This window comes from Halalkalicoccus sp. CGA53, assembly GCF_036429475.1.
In the GTDB taxonomy this organism is placed as follows: domain Archaea; phylum Halobacteriota; class Halobacteria; order Halobacteriales; family Halalkalicoccaceae; genus Natronorarus; species Natronorarus salvus.
Genome location: NZ_CP144125.1, coordinates 1,064,303 through 1,083,294 on the forward strand (window position 1 = coordinate 1,064,303; position 18,992 = coordinate 1,083,294).

20 protein-coding genes are annotated in these 18,992 nt (G+C 68.3%); 14 read left to right on the forward strand and 6 right to left on the reverse strand.

The genetic code is table 11. The annotated features are described in order from the left end of the window. Positions 1-8: 8 nt before the first annotated feature. Positions 9-875 (reverse strand): thiamine-phosphate kinase, encoded by an 867-nt coding sequence (gene thiL, locus V2L32_RS06790; RefSeq protein WP_331235721.1) that lies wholly within the window; start codon positions 873-875, stop codon positions 9-11. A 136-nt stretch (positions 876-1,011) separates the two neighbouring features. Here thiL and V2L32_RS06795 point away from each other — a divergent pair, with 136 nt between their 5' ends. From V2L32_RS06795 to truA, 8 genes are all read left to right on the forward strand, one after another. Next, positions 1,012-1,461, forward strand: a complete 450-nt coding sequence (locus V2L32_RS06795; protein WP_331235722.1) for a 30S ribosomal protein S19e — start codon at positions 1,012-1,014, stop codon at positions 1,459-1,461. Positions 1,462-1,499: 38 nt separating this feature from the next. Continuing rightward, on the forward strand, positions 1,500-1,850 hold the full coding sequence (locus tag V2L32_RS06800; RefSeq protein ID WP_331235723.1) for a DNA-binding protein: 351 nt from the start codon (positions 1,500-1,502) through the stop codon (positions 1,848-1,850). Further along, complete coding sequence (locus V2L32_RS06805) at positions 1,851-2,447, forward strand: DUF7411 family protein (protein WP_331235724.1); 597 nt, start codon at positions 1,851-1,853, stop codon at positions 2,445-2,447. It abuts the gene before it with no gap. Positions 2,448-2,484: 37 nt separating this feature from the next. Then, positions 2,485-3,789 carry a histidine--tRNA ligase gene (gene hisS / locus V2L32_RS06810; RefSeq protein WP_331235725.1) on the forward strand — a complete coding sequence of 435 codons (1,305 nt, stop codon included), beginning with the start codon at positions 2,485-2,487 and terminating at the stop codon, positions 3,787-3,789. Positions 3,790-3,871: 82 nt separating this feature from the next. After that, positions 3,872-5,221, forward strand: a complete 1,350-nt coding sequence (locus tag V2L32_RS06815; protein WP_331235726.1) for a sulfatase family protein — start codon at positions 3,872-3,874, stop codon at positions 5,219-5,221. Positions 5,222-5,398: 177 nt separating this feature from the next. Beyond that, a complete protein-coding gene (locus V2L32_RS06820; RefSeq protein WP_331235727.1) occupies positions 5,399-6,652 on the forward strand; it encodes a DUF1698 domain-containing protein in 1,254 nt (417 codons plus the stop codon). Between the two features lie 42 nt (positions 6,653-6,694). Next, entirely contained in the window at positions 6,695-6,868 is a 174-nt protein-coding gene (locus V2L32_RS06825; RefSeq protein ID WP_331235728.1) for a hypothetical protein, read from the forward strand. A 42-nt stretch (positions 6,869-6,910) separates the two neighbouring features. Beyond that, on the forward strand, positions 6,911-7,711 hold the full coding sequence (gene truA, locus V2L32_RS06830) for a tRNA pseudouridine(38-40) synthase TruA (RefSeq protein ID WP_331235729.1): 801 nt from the start codon (positions 6,911-6,913) through the stop codon (positions 7,709-7,711). 56 nt (positions 7,712-7,767) lie between these two features. Here truA and V2L32_RS06835 read toward each other — a convergent pair whose 3' ends face one another. The 4 genes from V2L32_RS06835 to V2L32_RS06850 all read right to left on the reverse strand — a co-directional run bounded on the left by V2L32_RS06835 (position 7,768) and on the right by V2L32_RS06850 (position 11,736). Then, positions 7,768-8,985, reverse strand: a complete 1,218-nt coding sequence (locus V2L32_RS06835; RefSeq protein WP_331235730.1) for an MFS transporter — start codon at positions 8,983-8,985, stop codon at positions 7,768-7,770. 93 nt (positions 8,986-9,078) lie between these two features. Next, positions 9,079-9,807, reverse strand: a complete 729-nt coding sequence (locus tag V2L32_RS06840) for a helix-turn-helix domain-containing protein (RefSeq protein ID WP_331235731.1) — start codon at positions 9,805-9,807, stop codon at positions 9,079-9,081. Positions 9,808-9,979: 172 nt separating this feature from the next. After that, a complete protein-coding gene (locus tag V2L32_RS06845) occupies positions 9,980-10,414 on the reverse strand; it encodes an SRPBCC family protein (protein WP_331235732.1) in 435 nt (144 codons plus the stop codon). An 8-nt stretch (positions 10,415-10,422) separates the two neighbouring features. Continuing rightward, positions 10,423-11,736, reverse strand: coding sequence for a M28 family metallopeptidase (locus tag V2L32_RS06850; RefSeq protein ID WP_331235733.1), 1,314 nt, complete (start codon positions 11,734-11,736; stop codon positions 10,423-10,425). A 359-nt stretch (positions 11,737-12,095) separates the two neighbouring features. Between V2L32_RS06850 and V2L32_RS06855 the strand changes: the two genes are divergently transcribed. Both V2L32_RS06855 and pepF read left to right on the forward strand, forming a co-directional pair. Continuing rightward, the gene (locus V2L32_RS06855; RefSeq protein ID WP_331235734.1) at positions 12,096-13,499 is read left to right on the forward strand and encodes an FAD-binding oxidoreductase; all 1,404 of its coding nucleotides are present in this window, start codon (positions 12,096-12,098) and stop codon (positions 13,497-13,499) included. A gap of 75 nt (positions 13,500-13,574) precedes the next feature. Beyond that, positions 13,575-15,365 (forward strand): oligoendopeptidase F, encoded by a 1,791-nt coding sequence (gene pepF, locus V2L32_RS06860; RefSeq protein ID WP_331235735.1) that lies wholly within the window; start codon positions 13,575-13,577, stop codon positions 15,363-15,365. A 201-nt stretch (positions 15,366-15,566) separates the two neighbouring features. Here pepF and V2L32_RS06865 read toward each other — a convergent pair whose 3' ends face one another. Further along, positions 15,567-15,971, reverse strand: coding sequence for a DUF5518 domain-containing protein (locus tag V2L32_RS06865; RefSeq protein ID WP_331235736.1), 405 nt, complete (start codon positions 15,969-15,971; stop codon positions 15,567-15,569). A 348-nt stretch (positions 15,972-16,319) separates the two neighbouring features. On the opposite strand from V2L32_RS06865, the gene pan2 reads away from it, so the two are divergent. The 4 genes from pan2 (at position 16,320) to V2L32_RS06885 (ending at position 18,966) form a co-directional block, all read left to right on the forward strand. After that, on the forward strand, positions 16,320-17,540 hold the full coding sequence (gene pan2 / locus V2L32_RS06870) for a proteasome-activating nucleotidase Pan2 (protein WP_331235737.1): 1,221 nt from the start codon (positions 16,320-16,322) through the stop codon (positions 17,538-17,540). A gap of 78 nt (positions 17,541-17,618) precedes the next feature. Then, positions 17,619-18,089, forward strand: a complete 471-nt coding sequence (locus V2L32_RS06875; RefSeq protein ID WP_331235738.1) for a pyruvoyl-dependent arginine decarboxylase — start codon at positions 17,619-17,621, stop codon at positions 18,087-18,089. A gap of 74 nt (positions 18,090-18,163) precedes the next feature. Continuing rightward, complete coding sequence (locus V2L32_RS06880) at positions 18,164-18,550, forward strand: DUF5811 family protein (protein ID WP_331235739.1); 387 nt, start codon at positions 18,164-18,166, stop codon at positions 18,548-18,550. Next, positions 18,550-18,966: a desampylase gene (locus V2L32_RS06885; protein ID WP_331235740.1), complete on the forward strand. Its 417-nt coding sequence runs from the start codon at positions 18,550-18,552 to the stop codon at positions 18,964-18,966. The genes V2L32_RS06880 and V2L32_RS06885 overlap by 1 nt, the downstream gene beginning before the upstream one ends. The last annotated feature ends 26 nt before the right edge of the window (positions 18,967-18,992 follow it).

Here is an 18,992-nt window from a genome sequence, read left to right on the forward strand (position 1 = left end):
TCTCGGGGTCACTCGTGGGTGTAACCACGGTCCACGAGCGGTTCCCCGTCCATCCTCACGCCCCCGTCGGTCACCTCGCCGATCACGCCGATCGGGGTTTCGCTGCCGGCCTCGACCGTCTTCAGTTCCCCTTCCGGGATCGTGAAGACTAGTTCGAAGTCCTCGCCGAAGGTGACGGCTAGCTCCTCCGCACGGTCCGGTACGAGTTCCAACAGCGCCCTGTCGATCGGAATCGACTCGCGCTCGAGTTCGAACCCACAATCGCTCGCCTCCGAGAGCTGGTGGAGCGACCGGGCGAGGCCGTCGCTCGAGTCCATCATCGCGCTCGCTCGTCCGGAGAGCGCCCGACCCGTCGCGACCCGCGGCGTGAACCGAAAGAGCTCGTTTCCGGTCCCGTGATCGCCCGTCTTGAACGCCTCTACCCCCGCTGCGCTCCGCCCGAGCGTTCCGGTGACACAGACCAGCTCTCCTGCACTCGCACCCGACCGGGGGACCGGCTCCTCGACGCGACCGAGGGCGGTCGTCGCCACGGTGAACTCCGCGTGGGTGTCGAGGTCGCCGCCGACGTACGCTGCACCGACCGCTTCCGAGACCTCGCTCGTCCCGCGCACGAACGCCCGGATCTCGCCGTCGTCGAACTCGGGTGCGGCGTAGACGGCGACCGTGGCGACCGCCTCGGCGCCCATCGCGGCGAGATCGGAGAGCGAGGCGCCGACCGCGCGCCAGCCCGCGGTGTAACGCGTGGTGCCGGGAGGGAAGTCGGTCGTCTCGTGGAGCATGTCGGTCGTGAGGACGCAACCGTCGATCACGGCGGCGTCGTCGCCCGCGTGGTGCAGTTCGTCTGAGAGCATCGCGAGCGCGGCCCGTTCGTCCATGGAGGCGGTTCGGCGGTGGGGACGAAAAGGGAGGTGGTCGGAAACCGACCCACAGAACCGCCTCGCTCTCGACGCACGGGCCTGCTCGAACGACGACAACGACGGATTTAAACGCGCCACGGGCGAATCGCGGGCAATGACGACGCTCTACGACGTCCCGGCGGAGGCGCTCGCCGAGCGACTGGAGGATCGACTCGAGGAACCGGAGTGGGCCGCCTACGCGAAGACGGGCGCGAACCGCGAACTCCCCCCCGAACAGGACGACTTCTGGTCGATTCGCGCGGCGAGCCTGCTGCGTCGGGTCGCGGTCGACGGCCCCGTCGGCGTCGAGCGGCTCTCGACGCACTACGGCGGCGCGAAACGCGGCTCGACCCGCTACCGCGTCGCGCCCGCCCGCCACGCCGACGGCTCCTCGAACGTGATTCGAACGATCCTCCAGGGGCTCCAGGAGGAGGGGCTCGTCGAGGAGCACGGCTCTGAGGGCCGCGAGGTGACCGGCGAGGGTCGTGCGCTCCTCGACGAGGTCGCCGACGAGGTCATCTCCGAGCTCGCCGAGGAGCACCCGGAACTCGAACGATACGCCTAGCGTAACCGTTTTCACGACGGCAGAGAGAGTTCACGAGTATGAGCGGCAGCCCCGAGGACGACCTCGACGAACTCCGTCAGAAGCGCCTCGAACAGCTCAAAGAACAGGAGCAGGGCGCAGCACAGCAAGAGGAGGCACAGGAACAGGCCCAGCAGCAGGCCGACGCACAGAAACAGGCGATCCTCCGCCAGTTCCTCACCGACGGCGCGAGGAAACGGCTCAACTCGGTACGCATGAGCAAGCCCGACTTCGCCGAGCAGGTCGAACAGCAGCTTGTCGCGCTCGCCCAGAGCGGCCGCGTCAACGGGAAGATCGACGAGGAGAAGATGAAGGCGCTGTTGAAGGAGCTGCAGCCAGATCGCAAGCGCTTCGACATCAAACGCCGGTAGATGGACTGCGGACTGCTGTACAGCGGAGGAAAGGACTCGACGCTCGCCGCGCTCGTACTTGAGCGCTTTTACGACGTCACGCTCGTCACCGCACGGTTCGGCCTCACGGAGGACTGGCGACACGCCGAGGAGAGCGCGGACCGTCTCGGCCTCCCGTTCGAGACGCTCGATCTCGATCCGGCGATCGCCGAGACCGCCGTGGATCGGATGGTCGAGGACGGCTACCCGCGCCACGGTATCCAGGCCGTCCACCGCGCGGCGCTCTCCGCGCTCGCGGAGGAGGGCTTCGACGCGGTCGCCGACGGTACCCGCCGTGACGACCGCGTGCCGTCGATCTCCCGGGCACAGGCCCAGAGCCTTGAGGACCGTCACGAGGTGGACTACCTCGCGCCGCTCTCGGGCTTCGGTCGGCGTGCGGTCGACCGCCTCGTCGAGTCGACGCTGACGGTGGAGGTCGGCCCCTCCGAGGAGATCGACCGGGCGGACTACGAGGCAGAACTCCGGGCGCTGCTCGCCCAGCGCGAGGGCGAGGAGGCGATCGCCGAGGTGTTCCCCGCTCACGACCAGACCACCGTCACCGGTCGCCGGGACCGGTAAGGACACCTTTTACCCACCCAGTCGCGAACGCCCTCCCATGTACGACCGGATCAAGGGGTTCCGTGACTTCTACCCCGAGGAGATGGGCGCCAACCGGCGGGTGATCGACACGATCGAGTCGGTCGCGAGCGGCTACGGTTTCCGCGAAGTCGCCACGCCCGCACTCGAACGCACCCAGATGTACGTCGACAAGTCGGGCGAGGAGATCGTCGACGAACTCTACAGTTTCACCGACAAGGGCGGCCGCGAGGTCGCGCTCACGCCCGAACTCACACCGACGGTCGCGCGGATGGTCGTCGCGAAGGGCCAGGAGCGCTCGAAGCCGATCAAGTGGTACTCGACGCGGCCGTTCTGGCGCTACGAGGAGCCCCAGCAGGGCCGCTTCCGCGAGTTCTACCAGACGAACGTCGACTGTTTCGGTTCCTCTGAACCCGAGGCGGACGCCGAGATCCTCGCGTTCGCTGCCGACGCGCTCTCCGAACTCGGACTCTCCCCCGCTGACTTCGACTTCCGGGTTTCACACCGCGACATCCTCGGGGGGCTGCTCGCCGCGTTCGACGCGGACGTGGCGACCGCGGAGGCGATCCGAGCGATCGACAAGAGTGCCGATCTGGAGCGTGCGGAGTACTACGACCTGCTCGTGGAGGCAGGATTAGAGTACGACCAGGCCGAGACGTTCGACGACCTGCTCGCGACCGACGACATCTCGGAACTCACCGACTTCGCGGGCACCGACCGGGTCGACGAGGCGGTGGGCAACCTCCAGGCGGTGCTCGACGCGGCCGAGGATTTCGGCGTCCGCGAGGCGTGTACCCTCTCGCTCGAGACCGCCCGTGGGCTCGACTACTACACCGGCGTCGTCTTCGAGTGCTTCGACGCCGAGGGCGAGGTGGGCCGCTCGGTCTTCGGCGGCGGGCGCTACGACGACCTGATCGAGAGCTTCGGCGGCCAGCCGACGCCCGCGGTGGGCGTCGCTCCCGGCGTGATGAACTCGACGCTCCCGCTGCTGCTCAAGCGTGCGGGCGTCTGGCCCGAGGAGACGCTCTCGACGGACTACTACGTTCTGCAGGTTGGCGACACCCGCGAGGTGGCGGCACGGATCGCCCGCGACCTGCGAGAGCGGGGCCACGTCGTCGAGGCGGACGTCTCGGGGCGCAGTTTCGGTGGCCAACTCGAGTACGCCGACTCGATCGACGCGGAGACGGTCGTGATCGTCGGCGAGCGCGACCTCGCCGAGGGCGAGATCACGGTGAAGGAGATGGCCGGCGGCGAGCAGGTCTCCGTTCCGGTCGACTCGTTCCCCGGCGAGTCCGACCGGCCGACCCACGACGACTTCGTCTGAGGTGAGCGCTCGGGGTTGGAGACCGGAGCAACCGCGCGCGCAGGCGGTCGTTTGACCGGGGTCGCCCGCGAACGGTCACCGAATGCCGACCGATCGTCCGAACGTCGTCCTCGTTCACTGTCACGACCTCGGCCGCCACCTGGGCTGTTACGACAGGGCAGTCGAGACGCCGCGGATCGACGCGCTCGCCGACGAGGGCGCGTGCTTCGAGAACCACTTCACGACCGCGCCGCAGTGTTCGCCGAGCCGCGCGAGCCTCTTTACCGGCAGGCACCCGCACGCGAACGGGCTGATGGGCCTCGCCCACGGCGGGTGGGAGATGCACGAGGACGAACGGGTGCTCCCCGAGTACCTCTCCGAGGTCGGCTACGAGACCCACCTCTTCGGCCTCCAGCACCTCACCGAGTACCCGAACCGGCTGGGCTACGACGAGATTCACACCGAGGGCGTGCTCACGCCCGACGTCTCCCCCGCGGTCCACGAGGTCGACCGGGCACACGAGGTGAGCGAACGCTTCGCCGAAGGGCTGTCCGAAGGTGGACTCTCCGAACCGTTCTTCGCCTCGGTGGGTTTCTTCGAGTGCCACCGGATCGAGGACGACGACGAGACCTTCGTCTTCGACGACGACCGCTACGAACCGGCCGACCCCGAGTCGGTCGAGGCGCTCCCCTACCTGCCCGGCACGGCCGCCGTCCGCCGCGATATCGCCGAGATGCACGGGATGATCCACCACATCGACGACGGCGTGGGGATGGTGCTCGACACGATCGCCGATGCCGGGATAGAGGAGGAGACGCTCGTGCTCTTCACCACCGAACACGGTCTCGCGATGCCGCGGGCGAAGGGAACGCCATACGACCCCGGCATCGAGGGCGTCCTGCTCCTCCGGTACCCGCCGCTCACCGAACCGGGGGCTCGATACACCGACCTGGTGAGCAACGTCGACGTCCTGCCGACGCTGCTCGACCTGCTGGACGAACCGATCCCCGACCGGGTGGAGGGTCGGAGCCTCCTCCCGCTTCTGCGGGGTGAGAGCTACGACGAGCGCACGGAGCTGTTCGCGGAGATGACCTGGCACGACACGTACAACCCGTTCCGGGCGATTCGGACACCCCGCTACAAGTACGTCAGGAACTTCTGGCACCTCCCCGAGGTCTACATGAGCAACGACGCGAAGCACAGCCCCGCCGGCCACGAGGTGATCGAGGCGTTCGACCGGCCGACCCAGCCGTACGAACAGCTCTACGACCTCGAAACCGATCCGGACGAACGGACGAACGTCGCGGGGGAGGAGGGGTACGAGGAGGTCCGTGTGCGGCTTCGGACACGACTTCGCGAGTGGATGGAGACCACCGACGATCCACTGTTGGAGGGACCGGTCCCACCGGGGGACTTCGACGAGATCATGGCCTGGCTCTCCGAAGACGGGTGATCGAGACCCGGGTCGCGGCGATGTCTCGGGCCTCTGATACGGACTGCTGTCCGTCCGTACCGACCAGACCGGACCCGCCGCTCGGTCCGAGCGGTACACTGGTACAGCAGTCCGTATGACGACTCCCGACCCGTCTCGATCGGAGGGGTTTACGTGATCGGTCGTCGACCCTCGCCCATGTCGACGACCAGCTCTCCGGGGTCGGTGTGGCAGTACGACGCGCCGTCGTGGCTCGTGATTGCCTTCGGGCTCTGTCTCGGCTCGATCGGGATCGGCTACCAGATCGTCCACCCGGAACCACCTGCCGTCTGGCTGTTCGAGGTCGCACTCGTCGTCGTGCCGGCCGCGGTCGTCGTCTACGGGGGGTACTGGATCGCGACGCGGCCGCTCGATCGGGAGAACCGCTGGCTGATCGCTGGTTTGACCGTCGGCGGCGCCGTCGTCGCGGACGCGGTCATCGGGGGTTACATCCTCACCGAACAGTTCGGCGGCGAGACCGTGGGCGAGCCCGGTCGGCTGGCGCTGCTCGGGGCGCTGGGAGGGTCGGTCGTCGCGCTGTTCGCGACGGTTCCGGTCCAGCGTCGCAGCCTCGGGATCGGTGGCGGCCTGCCGTCGAGCGATCCGGCGAGAGCCACCGGGACCGTTCCGTCTCCGACGATGCCCGAGGACGAGGGCTCCGATACCGGATCCCGGCTCCCGTTCGGCCGGCTGGTCGCGCGTGCGATCGAGATCCAGCGCCAGGAGGGAGTACGGTCGTTGCTGGGGTCCACCCGCGGGGCGGCCAGGGTGCGGCTGGCGCGAACGGGGCTGGTCCACCGACGACCGTACCACGAACGGAAGCGAACCGACAGCGACGACCGGTGGGAGATGATCGCACCCCACGTCTCGGCGACCGACTCGACGGCACTGGACATCGGGTGCGCGAGCGGCTTCTTCACGGCGAAACTGGCGGGGAAAGGGCTGCTGTCGATCGGTATCGACGGCAACCGAGAGCGGCTGCGGACCGCGAAACGGCTCTGGGGCGACGAGGAGGGGGTGGGCTTCGTCCGCTACACCCTCGGCTCCGAGGACGTCGCGACGCTCCCGACGTTCGACGTCGTTCTCCTGCTGACGGTCTACCACCACTGGTGTAGCCAGTTCGGGCGCGAGGGCGCCGAACGGGCGCTGCGGGAGCTCGCGACCCGAACCGAGACGCTGTTCTTCGAGCCGCCCGGAGAGGGAAGCGGCGGGTTCCACCGCGTGACTGACAGACCCCTCGCCGACGACGAGTCGATCGTCGAGTACTACACCGAACTGCTGAGGACGGTGTTCGACGACGAGGTCGGGGTCGAGTACCTCGGTGAAGCGGCCTACCCCTCGAACCGCGACCGGACGGATCCCGTCTTCCTGCTCGACTGTCGGGGCTACACGGGCTCGCGATCGGAGGGGTGACAGGCGGAAGGGATACCATCTCACCTGCCCTATAGGTACGGCGTGAGTACCACGTACGACATCGAGAGAGGGATCGAAACGGCCGACCACCGCCGACCGACCAGACGGGACGGACGACGACGGCTCTTCCTGGTCCTGGGTGCGAGCGTCCTGCTCTCGGTCCTGGCCCTCGAACTGTTCGTCCTCCAGACGTTCGGGATCTTCTTCCCGCTCTGAGCGTGACGACGGCCCTTTCACGACCGACCCGAAACCCGTGACATGCGCGCGTTCCGGATCGCCTACGACGGCTCCCCGTACTTCGGCTTCCAGCGCCAGCCGGAGGTCCCGACCGTGGAGGACGCCCTCCTCTCCGCGCTCTCTGCACTCGGCGTCGCGGACGGCCTTCCGGCGGGCTATGCCGCGTCGGGGCGAACGGACAGGGGCGTCTCCGCGCTCGCGCAGACGGTTTCGTTCGAGTGCCCGGAGTGGCTCACGCCCGCCGCGTTCAACTCCGAACTCCCGGCTGACGTGCGGGCGTGGGCGTCGACGCCGGTTGGAGACGACTTCCACGCGAGATACGACGCCGAGAGCCGCGCGTACGTCTACCACCTCCACGCACCCGAGTTCGACGACGGAGCGGTGTCCGAGGCGCTTTCGAAACTCGCCAGGGAACACGACTTCCACAACCTGACGCCGGAGACAGAGCGAACGGAGAGAGCGCTTTACGACGCCTCGGCAGCGCGAAACGGACCGTTCCTCACCCTACGGTTTCGAGGCGATAGCTTCTGCCGCCACCAGATCCGCCGGACGGCCACGCTGCTCGCGGAGATCGGCAGCGGCGAGCGCGACGCGGGGTCCGTCGACCGAGTTCTCTCTCCGGAGTCGCTCTCGGGGGGCGAGGGGATCGGGGCCGCACCCGCCGAAGCGCTCGTCCTCACGGACGTCTCCTATCCCGACACCTCGTTCGAGGTCGACCCGGAGGCGGCCGAGAGCGCCCGCGCGGTCTTCGAGACGAAACGGGTGGAGCGTGAGACGGCCGCGCGCGTCGCGGGGACGGTGAGCGAGGGGATCGGCGAGTAGATGGATTTCACTCGGCCCGGTGGGGGATCCCTCGAGCGGTGACGCGACCGGATCGACTACCCACGTCTCGTGATCAGGTAGCCGGCCAGGACCAGTCCGGCGGTCGGAAACGCGGCGAGGGCGACGAACAGCAGGTCGACCCCGCCGTAGGTGAGCGCGATCCCGGCGATCGAGGCTCCGGCGGCACCGATTCCGAAGACACCGAGATACGTGTAGCCGAACGAGAGTCCGTGGATGTCGGCCGCCGCGTACTTGCCGATCAGCGCCTGGTGGATCGGCGCCTCCATGAAGACGAAGAACCCGAGTGCGCCACAGATCACCAGCGTCGCGAGCAGGCCGGCGCCGACGAAGAACGGGAAGAGCAGCGAGACGAGTATCAGTGCCGTGAACGCACCGACGATCGCCCACTCCGGCGACCGGCGGTCGCTCAGCTTCCCGCCCACGTACTGTCCGGCCCCGCCGATCAGGAGCAGTCCGGCGTAGACGTACTGGCTCGATTCGATCGTCTCGTCCGCGACCTCGAGCGGGCCGAAGACCGGGAGGTCGGCGAGGACCTCCGGGAGGAAGGTGAACACCCCCCGGTAGTACGTCCCGGCGAGCATGGCGATCGCGAAGACGACGACGAACCCGCCGACGAACAGCGTCCTCGACTGTCGTAGGAACTTCGCCCACCCGTCGAGCTGGCTCGCGATCGCTCTCTCGCCCTCGAGATAGGTGTCACCCCGTTCGTCGAAGTCCAGCCGGTAGGCGACGACCACGCCGACGAGCGCCGGGAGGATGAGGACCGCCGCGACGAGCCGCCAGTCAAGGACGGTGAGCATGAGGACGGCGAGCAGCGGGCCGACCGCGGTGCCGACGTTCCCGGCGACTCCGTGGTAGGCGAGGGCGGTTCCCTGTCGCTTCGTCCCCCGGGTGATCAGCGAGAGCCCCGCCGGGTGGTAGAGGCTCGCCGCCGCGCCCCAGACGACGAGCGCCGCGCCGAGCAGCCAGATCGAGGGGGCGAGGCTGATGAGGACGAACCCGCCGGCCATCCCCGCCATCGAGAGGACGACGAGCCGCTTCGATCCGTACCGGTCGGCCAACGCCCCGCTCGGGAGGGCCCCGACACCGATCAGCCCGTAGCCGACGGCGACGACGGTCCCCAAGAGGGCCGGCGAGACATCGAAGGCGTCCAGCCAGATCACGACGAACAGGGGGATCACCATCTCGTAGACGTGGAACGTCGCGTGACCGATCATCGTGAAGAGCGTGATCGTCCGGTCGTTCTCCTTCATGAGTGAGTGAAGCACAGTGCGGGCAAAACGGCCGTCCCCTCCCATGGGAGGGTCGCCTCCCTCGTCGGGGAGCCGTTCGCATACCGGTCGACCTCAGAAGGGGTCGATCCCGTTCAGCAGTTTCGCCTCGGCCTTCCGGAGATGTTCGAGGAACGTCGTCTTCGATATCCCGAGGTCGGAGGCGAGCGCACGCGCGGTCGTCGCCCGCGGATACTCGTAGTAGCCCCGCGACCGGGCGAGCAGGAACGCTTCGCGCTGTCTCGACGAGAGATGGCCTCCGAGCGCCGGTTCGGCCGCCTCCCCCGAGCGAGCGGGGGGTCCGCACTCGCTCGCGACCGTGGTGAGGCTGTGGACGCAGATGTCGGCGTCGTACTCGGACTCGACCTCGTCGAGCGCCCGTCGCACGCTCGGCCGGTCGGATCGGACGAGCAGCGAGCGTCGTTCGCGGCCGCCTTCGTGTCTGGTGGGCCCGTAGTGGACGAACCCGCGCGAGGTGAACGCCCGTCTGATGCTCGGGGCGGAGTCGAACTCGACCAGTACCCGCCGCGTCGCCGACCCCGTCGAGACGAGCGGCCCCGTCGACGGCGGGAGGACGGTGACCGACTCCGTCAGCGACGACTCCCGGACGCCGTCGGTGAGCGCGGAGAGCGCGTCCCGGGACCGTCCGTAGACCGTGTACAGCCCGACGCTGCTCTCGGCCGCCGGCACCGTGGTGTGTGCGTAGAGTCCGGCCTCGGCCTCTCGGGTCGTCTCGAGCGTCCAGCAAGAGGGGTGCCAGAGTTCGACCGTGAGGTGGAGGAGTTCGACGTCGTTCGAGTCCATACCTGGTACCGACCGCTTTCGTACGGGGGGACAATCATACTATGCGGAGCTGTCACCGACGCGTGAGGTCGTCGAGATCCGACGGCCGCAGAAAGCGTTTCGACGATAGGTCGCGCGCTTCGTGGATCGAACGTCCTCGGGCGGGCAGGGAGTTCGCTCCGCGAGTCCTCGCCTACTCGAACTGACTCCTCACGTTCGTGAGCAGCCGTTCGAGCTCGTGGCGGTTGTACCGGACGAAGAGCGGTCGCAGGAGCCGTCCGAGCGGTCCGAACCGGTGGAGGTCGTACTCCGCGCGGTACTCGTACTCCGTTACGCTCCCGTTCGACTCGAACGTCTCCGTGATCCGGCCGGAGACCGTCCCCGACAGATCGTGGACCATCCGGTTCGGCGGGTCGTAGGCGGAGTCGCGAAGCTCGCCCCGGAAGGGGACGCCGAGGATGCGGTAGTCGAACGCGGCGCGCTTGCCGCCGTTCTCGACCCGTTCGATCCCCTCGACCGAGCGGAGGCTCGGCGTCACCCGGACGTGATTCTCCGGATCGTCCATGAACGAGAACACCTCGGTGACCGGTGCGTCGATCGTCGTCCTCCCGACCATCGTGACGCTCATCGACGCCCTCACTCCCAGCTCTCCGGCCAGATCTCTGCGGCGCGCATGCCCGGCTCCAGGTCCGCCGCCTCCATGCCCTCTCTCAGGTCGGCTTCCTCGATACGCGGGACCTCGCTGTGGGTGAGTCTCTGCACTAGCAACGCCGTCAGGATCGCGTGCTCGCGCAGGTTCCGGGGGTCGACCTTGTCCCGGGTGTCCGCGTGGGTGTGGCCCCAGCCACGGCCTCGCTCGCCGCTCTCCGAGTGCAACTGGAGCGCGGGCACCCCCCGATTGAGGAAGGGCCAGTGGTCGCTGTAGGGATGCGGGTCGCGCTCGAAGCCGACCGGTTGGTCCCACTCGTCACAGGTCGCTTTCACCAGCTCCTCGACCGCCTCCGAGCCGTGGGTGTACGTCTTGAGGTCGCGGAACCGACCCGCGCCGTCGACGTTGACGACCGTCTTCACCGCTTCGAGGTCGAGTTCCTCCGCGAGCGCCTCCGCGCCGATCAGTCCGATCTCCTCGGAGCCGACGCCCGCGACGCGTACCCGGCAGCCGAGGTCGAGCTCCGCGAGCAGTCGCGCGGCGGCGGCGACGACCGTGATGCCACAGCCGTTGTCCAGTGCACCCTCCGAGATGTCGTGCGCGTCGAGGTGTCCGAGCAGGACGACCTCCTCCTCGCCCGATCCGAGCGTCCCGTGGACGTTCACGCTCTCCCCCCGCTCGGTGACGGCGTCCACGCTCAGGCGAACTCTCGCCCCTCGCTTCGCGTAGTCGGTGAGCCACGCGCCTGTCTCCGCCGAGACGCCGACGCCGGGCATCGCCGCCTCCGCGTCGAAGCGCAGCGACCCAGTGGGCGGGAGCTGGCCGGGGACGTGGTTCGCGAACACGAACGCCTCCGCACCCGCCGCCGCCGCGTGGCCGAACTTCTCCATCCGGTGGGCGAAGCGGCCGCGCCCCGGGGGCGTGTCGGTGCTCGCGACGACGACGGCACCCGACACGTCACGTTCCTCGATCTCGTCGGGCGTGCCGTAGCCGACGTCGACCAGCGGGGCGCTCACCTCTCCCGGGGGAGAGTACGGAAGCGCGATCGTCTCGAACGAACGCTCGATCGGCTCGGTGACCGCGAGCGCGGCGCTCCCTCGCTCCCAGCGCTGGACCGAGAACCCCTCGATCTCCACGTCCTCGACCCCCGCCTCGGAGAACGCTTCCCCTGTAATCTCCGCCGCCCGTCGCTCGCCGGGGTGACCGCCCATCCGGTTCTCGATCTCGGTCAGTTCGGTGAGGAACTCCCAGGAGAACGGGTCGTGCCACGCCCGACCGAGCACCTCGTCTGCGTCGTCCATACCACCTGAACGGAGTCCGGGATCAAACCGTTGTGCATAGAGGTACGCTGTCGGCCGTACACGCGCGGTGTCCAGTGTCACGGGACGCGGTCACTCCGCGACGACTACGTGGTCGTCGACCGGGTCGGAGGGAACGATCCGACCGCCGAGTATCCGGATCTAGCTGTTCGTTTCCCGACCACTCTCTCCGTACGACCTATCGTCTCACCGTTCGGAAGCCGTGACCGGGGACGCTCGCGCGGTCACCCGACCCCCCCTCCGATTGTGGATCGTTACTCCCCAAATATCGGAACGAGAGGTCCTGAAACGCTCGAGACGCTGGTTTATCCTCCTCCGTGTCGTACGTACTCGGTGCTATGATGGCACACGGTGGATCGGACCTCGACCGGAGCCTCTCCGCCCTGCGAACGCGGCATCGGGGGGAGCTCATCGGCCCGGAAGACGAGGGCTACGACGACGTACGGGCGGTCTGGAACGGGATGATCGATCGTCGACCCGCTGTGATCGTCCGACCGACGGGGACCGCTGACGTGGTCGCAGCGGTCGAGTTCGCACGCGAGAGCGACCTCGAGATCGCCGTCCACGGCGGCGGGCACAACGTGGCCGGTCTGAGCACCGTCGACGGCGGCGTGGTGATCGACCTCTCCGAGATGAACGGGGTGGTCGTCGACCCGAGTGCGAGGAGGGTCCGGGTCCAGGGCGGTGCGACGCTGGGCGACGTCGACCACGAGACACAGCTCCACGGCCTCGCGACCGCCCTCGGGGCCGTCTCCGAGACCGGCGTCGCGGGGCTGACGCTCAACGGCGGCTACGGCCACCTCAGCCGCGAGTTCGGTCTCGCGGCGGACAACCTGCGCTCGGTCGAAGTCGTGACCGCCGACGGGCGGGTTCGGACCGCGAGCGAGAACGAACACGAGGACCTCTTCTGGGCGATCAGGGGTGGCGGTGGGAACTTCGGTATCGTGACGACCTTCGAGTTCGCGCTCCACGAGGTCGGACCCGAGGTCTCCGCGCTCTTCGTCTGGTTCCCCGGCGACGATTCGGTGACCGTGCTCGAACGGTTCCGGGAGTGGGGCGAGTCCGCACCACGGACGGCCGGCGTACTCCCCTTCCTCGGACACGTCCCCGAACTGGAGGGGTTCCCCGAGGAGCACTGGGGCGAGCCCACGATCGCCTGTCTCGGCTCGTTCCGCGGGGATCCCGCGGAGAGCGAGGCGGTCTTCGCGCCGCTCGTCGAGGGTGCGACGCCGATCGCCGACTTCAGCGGGCGGATGCGCTTCGAGACGCTCCAGTCGATGCTCGACGAGGACTACCCGGACGGGTTGCGCTACTACTGGAAGTCGATCTTCCTCGACGACATCACCGACGAGGTGATCGAGATCGCGTGTCGGTACAACGAGGACGCTCCCTCCTCGCTCTCGACGATCGACATCTGGCTCCTCGGAGGCGCGGTCGCCGACGTTCCGCGCGAAGCCACCGCGTTCTGGCACCGCGAGAAGCCGTACATGATCAACTTCGAGGCGAACTGGGAAGACCTGGCCGACGACGACGAGAACGTCGCGTGGGTCCGCGAGGGGTTCGCGGAGGTGGAGGCGCTCTCGGTCGCCTCCGGACGGTACGGCAACTTCCCGGGCTTCGCGAACGACCCCGCACGGCTGCTCTTCGGCGAGAACTACGACCGACTGGTCGAGGTGAAGACGCGCTACGACCCGGAGAACCGGTTCCGGCTGAACCAGAACGTCCCGCCGAACGCGGACGCCTGATCGGCCTCCCGATCCCGCTCTCGGCGCCGTCCCGGAACCGTCAGCGTTTAGCGACGTAACGCCCTATCGCGGCCCATGAGTTCGGTTCCCGAGCGCGTCGAGATCGAGGAGGAGTACACCTGGGATCTCGAGAGCGTCTACACGAGCGACGAGGACTGGGAGGCCGCTTACGAGGCGGTCGAGAGCCGTCTCGACGAGATGAGGGCTTACGAGGGGAGAGTCACCGAGAGCGCCGAGACCCTCCACGAGGTGCTCGAACTGGGAGAGGAGCTCTCGCGAGCCGTCTCGCAGGTCGCGATGTACGCCCGACTTCGCCGGGACGAGGACACCCGGGACCAGGAGTACCAGGCACTCACCGCACGGGCACAGTCGCTGGCCGCCGACGCCTCCAGCGCGTCGAGCTTCGTGGAACCGGAACTTCAGGAGTGCTCGCGCGAGGAGATCGAGGCGATGATCGAGGACGAGCCCGCTCTGGAGTCCTACGACCACTACTTCGACGACGTGCTCCGGATGAAGCCGCACACCCGATCCGCCGAGATCGAAGAGCTCCTCGCGGAGCTGAGCGAGGTGACCGGCGCCACGAGCGACGTCTACACGATGCTCACGAACGCCGACATGACGTTCCCCTCGGTCGAGCACCCCGAGGACGGCCCGACCGAGATCACGCTCTCGAACTTCGTCACGCTCCAGAAGGAGGGCGACAGGGAGTTCCGCCGCGAGGTGCACGAGGCCTTTTACGACGAGTGGGCCGACGTGAGAAACGCGGTCGGCGCGGCGTACAAGAACAGCGTGAAGACCGACATCAAGCTCGCCAGAGCCAGGAACTACGAGACCGCCCGGGAGGCGGCGCTCGACGGGCCGAACATACCAGTAGAAGTGTACGACACGCTGGTCGAGACGGTGGGCGAGAACCACGACCCGCTCCACCGCCACGCGGAGCTGAAACGCGAGGCTCTCGGGGTGGACGAGCTCCGGATGTGGGACCTCTACATGCCCGTGGCGTACTCGGAGAGCCCGGAACTGGAGTACGACGAGGCGGCGGAGTACGTCGTCGAGGCGGTCGAACCCCTCGGTACGGAGTACCGATCGCGGCTCGCCGAGGGGCTCGACTCTCGCTGGGTCGACGTCTACGAGAACGCCGGCAAGCAGGCGGGCGCGTACTCCTCGGGAACGTACGACACCCAGCCGTTCATCCTGATGAACTACCAGGACGACGTCGCCTCGATGTACACGCTCGCACACGAGCTGGGTCACTCGCTGCACTCGGAGTTCACGAAGGAGACCCAGCCCTACGTCTACAGCGGCTACGAGATCTTCGTCGCGGAGGTCGCGAGCACGGTGAACGAGACCCTGCTCACCCACCACCTGCTCGAGACCGTCGAGGACGACGACCTCCGCCTGCACGTGCTCAACGAGTACCTAGAGCGCTTTCGCTCGACGCTCTACCGACAGACGATGTTCGCCGAGTTCGAACACCGCGCCCACGAGATCGCGGAAGAGGGCGGTGCGCTCACGCCGGACGCGCTCGACGAACTCTACGGGGAGCTGAAGTCGGAGCTCTACGCCCCCGCAGAGGTGGACGAGCGGATCGCCCGCGAGTGGATGCGCATCCCGCACTTCTACCGGGCGTACTACGTCTTCCAGTACGCGACGGGGATCAGCGCCGCCGTCGCCATTGTCCAGTCGATCCTGCAGGAGGGCGAGCCGGCCGCCGAGCGCTACCTCGAGTTCCTCTCGGCCGGCTCTCGGGACTACCCGCTCTCGTTGCTGGAGATCACCGGCGTCGACATGACCTCGTCCGAACCGGTCGAGGAGGCGCTCTCGGTGTACGAGACCTACGTCGACGAGATGGCGGAGCTGGTCTGAGTCGGTTCGCGCCCGAACGATCCCGAGCGTGGGAGACGACGGGGTCGTCGGACGGTAATGGCCGATCCTATTTCCCCTCCACGGAATCGGGTGGGGTATGCACTCTGTCGTGACCGCGGCGACCCGGTCCGTCGGAGCCGGCGATCACCCCCGCTGTGTGAGGTGGCACCACCCGAACGAACCGGGTGGTGCGTCTCGCGTTCAGATCTGTGGTCGTGCGGTCTCCGCGGCGGTCCGGCGGCCCTTGATCCACGATCCGACGGCGCCGCCGACGGCACCGGGGATGGCGTAGAGCGCGAGCATGAGCAGCCCGAGGCCGAGGACGCCGAGCGCCGGGACGATACCGGCGAACAGGAGCCCGGTGACCGTCACGACGGCCAGCAGGACCAGCCACCCGAAGACGGTCGCGAGCCCGCCGTGGACGGCGCCCGAACGCACGGTTCCACCGGCGACGAAGCCGGCCGCGATCCCACCGAGCGCCCCGACCAGCCCCCAGGAGATCGCCGGCGTCGTGGCGTCCGCTCCCGCGACGATCAGCCCGCTCGCGACGCCGAGCGCGACGGTCACGACGAACCCGAGTACGACAGCTCTCCAGTCGATTCTCATCGTGGGACGAACTAGGCGTCCGTCGGCAATAAGGTTGATTTACCGACATCCGATCGGAAACCCTCTCGATCACATACCGGTGGCCGATTGGGTTTTCCCGCGGCCACGAAAGACCATCTCCGGGCCGGGGTAACGGTTGCGTTCGACGCGAGCGACGTTCGGTCGGGTTCGGCCGGGATCGAAGCGTCCGGTCACCGGGGAACCGAGCGGGACGACCGCGTGCCCGGTGACGATTCGATCGTCTTCCCGGTCTGTTAGCTCCGTTCGGCCGCCGACGGGCGTCTGACGCCCTCGCACCATCCACCGAGACCCAAAGGCACTTTTAACCTCGCTCCCCTACGCCGAGTGATGGCGCACAGCCCCTCCATCCCGGACCGACCACGGCTCGACCTCGACCCCGAGATGTCGGAGGGCGAGCGACTGGAGGTCCTGGAGGACCACTACGTCGAACTCGTCCGGATCCGCGATCAGCTCGAAGATCGCCTCTCCGACACGACGGGTCGAAAGGACTCCCTCCGTGACGACGTCGATCGGCTCGAACGCGAGAACAGCGCGCTCAAGACCGCCTCGCTCTACATCGCGACGGTCGAGGAGCTGACCGACGACGGCGCGATCATCAAACAGCACGGGACGAACCAGGAGGTGCTCACCGACGTCACGCCCTCGCTCTCCGCGGACGTCGACTCCGGCGACCGCGTCGCGATCAACGACTCCTTCGGCATCGAGCGGATCCTCGACGCCGAGACCGACGCCCGCGCGCAGGCGATGCAGATCGACCACCGCCCCGGGGTCTCCTACGCCGACATCGGCGGGATCGACGACCAGGTCCGCGAGGTGCGCGAGGCGGTCGAGGAGCCACTCGTGAACCCCGAGCAGTTCGAGGCCGTCGGCATCGAACCGCCGGGCGGCGTGTTACTCCACGGCCCGCCCGGTACGGGAAAGACGATGCTCGCGAAGGCCGTCGCGAACGAAACCGACGCGACGTTCATCAAGATGGCCGGCTCCGAACTGGTACAGAAGTTCATCGGCGAGGGGTCGCGGCTGGTGCGCGACCTCTTCGAACTCGCGCGGAGCCACGAGCCGGCGATCGTCTTCATCGACGAGATCGACGCGATCGCCTCCAAGCGGACCGAGTCGAAGACCTCGGGCGACGCCGAGGTCCAGCGGACGATGATGCAACTCCTCTCGGAGATGGACGGCTTCGAGGAACGCGGCGAGGTCCGGTTGATCGCCGCGACCAACCGCTTCGACATGCTCGACCCCGCGATCCTCCGGCCGGGTCGGTTCGACCGACTCATCGAGGTGCCCGACCCCGAACTGGAGGGCAGACGCGAGATCCTGCGGATCCACAGCCGAGAGATGAACGTCGCGGAGGGAACCGACTTCGAGTCGATCGCGGAGGAGACCGAGGGCTTCAGCGGCGCGGAGTTAGAGAGCCTCTGTACCGAGGCGGGGATGTTCGCGATTCGCGACGACCGAACGACGGTCGGGCAGGCAGACTTCGAGGCCGCCTACGAGAAGATCGCGAACGAGGCCGACGAGACCGACGCTCACTACTACGTCCACTGAGCGACGGCCTCCCCACCGGCGACGAGTCGCCCACGCCGAACCGCAACCGATTACTCGACCGATAGCCGAGGGCTCTCCATGGAGACGATCCGGGTCGTCTGGGGTCACGCGAGCGCGCCGACGGCGATAGCGGCCTACGACGCCGCGCTCGCCGAGGCCGGCGTCGAGAACTACAACCTCGTGAGCGTCTCCTCCGTGATCCCCGCCGAGGCGAGCGTCGAGGCGGTCGGCACCGCCCCGGACCTCGGTCCGATCGGAGGTATCCTGACGGTGGTCGAGGCACGCGCGACGAGCGTCGACGAACCCGTGAGTGCGGCACTCGCGTGGTCCGTGAGCCGCGAGGGACCGGGGCTGTTCTACGAGACCGGCGGCGAGTTCGACGAGGCGACCGCTCGCGAGCGGGTCGAGCGGGGGATCGAAGCGGGTCAGGGGCTGCGGGAGTGGACGTTCGAGGAGCCCTCGGTCGTCACGGTGCGAGCGGAGCCAGCGGGCGAATACGCGTGCGCGGTCGTCCTCGCGGTCTACGGTCGGGGTCGCTCTCCGTTCTGAGAGTTCTCGAAACTCCTCGGATCGACCGACGGGTTTTTCGATACGGGTCCCCTACCGGCGAGCGAACCGCTCTCATGCACGGAAACACGCCGCACGCCGGCTCACGGGGGACGACCGACGCGGGACAGCGAGCGACCGCGGACGTCCCGGACCTGTCGCCCGAACAGAAACGTATCCTCCAGCACGACGCCGCGCGTATCGCGCACGCGGTCCGGGAGTACCTCCCCCAGGAGTACGTCGTCGGCTCGGACGTCGGTCAGGGGATGGGCGGCCCGGAGGCGACCGTCGCCGTCCAGCCGCCCGCCGGCGACGTGGTGAGCGCCGGGTTCGCCGCGGACCCCGACGAGACGCCGACGGTGAGCGACGAGGACAGGACCGAGGTCGCTCGCGAGCTCGCCGCGAGCGCTGCCTGGCAGGTCAAACGCGCGGTCGGCTCCTCCTTTACGCCCGCCGGGCGCTGATGCGGACGCTCTCGGTCCCCGGAGCGAACCGAGAGGCGATGATCGACCAGGCGCGAGCGGGCGCACCGGAGGAGGTCTGTGGCGTCCTCGGCGGTCGTCGTGAGGGGAGGGAGGCGACGGTCGGGACGGTGATCCGCGTTCCGAACGTCGCGAGCGAGCCACGGCGGCGATACGAACTCGACGCCGAGGGACTGTTCGCCGCGATCGAGCGGATCGAAGGGGCGGGCGACTCCGTCGTCGGCTTCTACCACTCGCATCCGGCCGGTCCCCCGGCGCCGAGCGCGACCGATCGGGCGCTGGCGAGCTGGCCGGGTCGATCCTACGTGATCGTCTCGCTCGCGGGTCCTCCCTCCCTCTCCTCGTGGTGCTGGGACGGCGAGCGCTTTCGCGAGGAACGGGTCGCGTCGGTCGCGTAGGCGTGGCCCGGATATATACCGCTCCG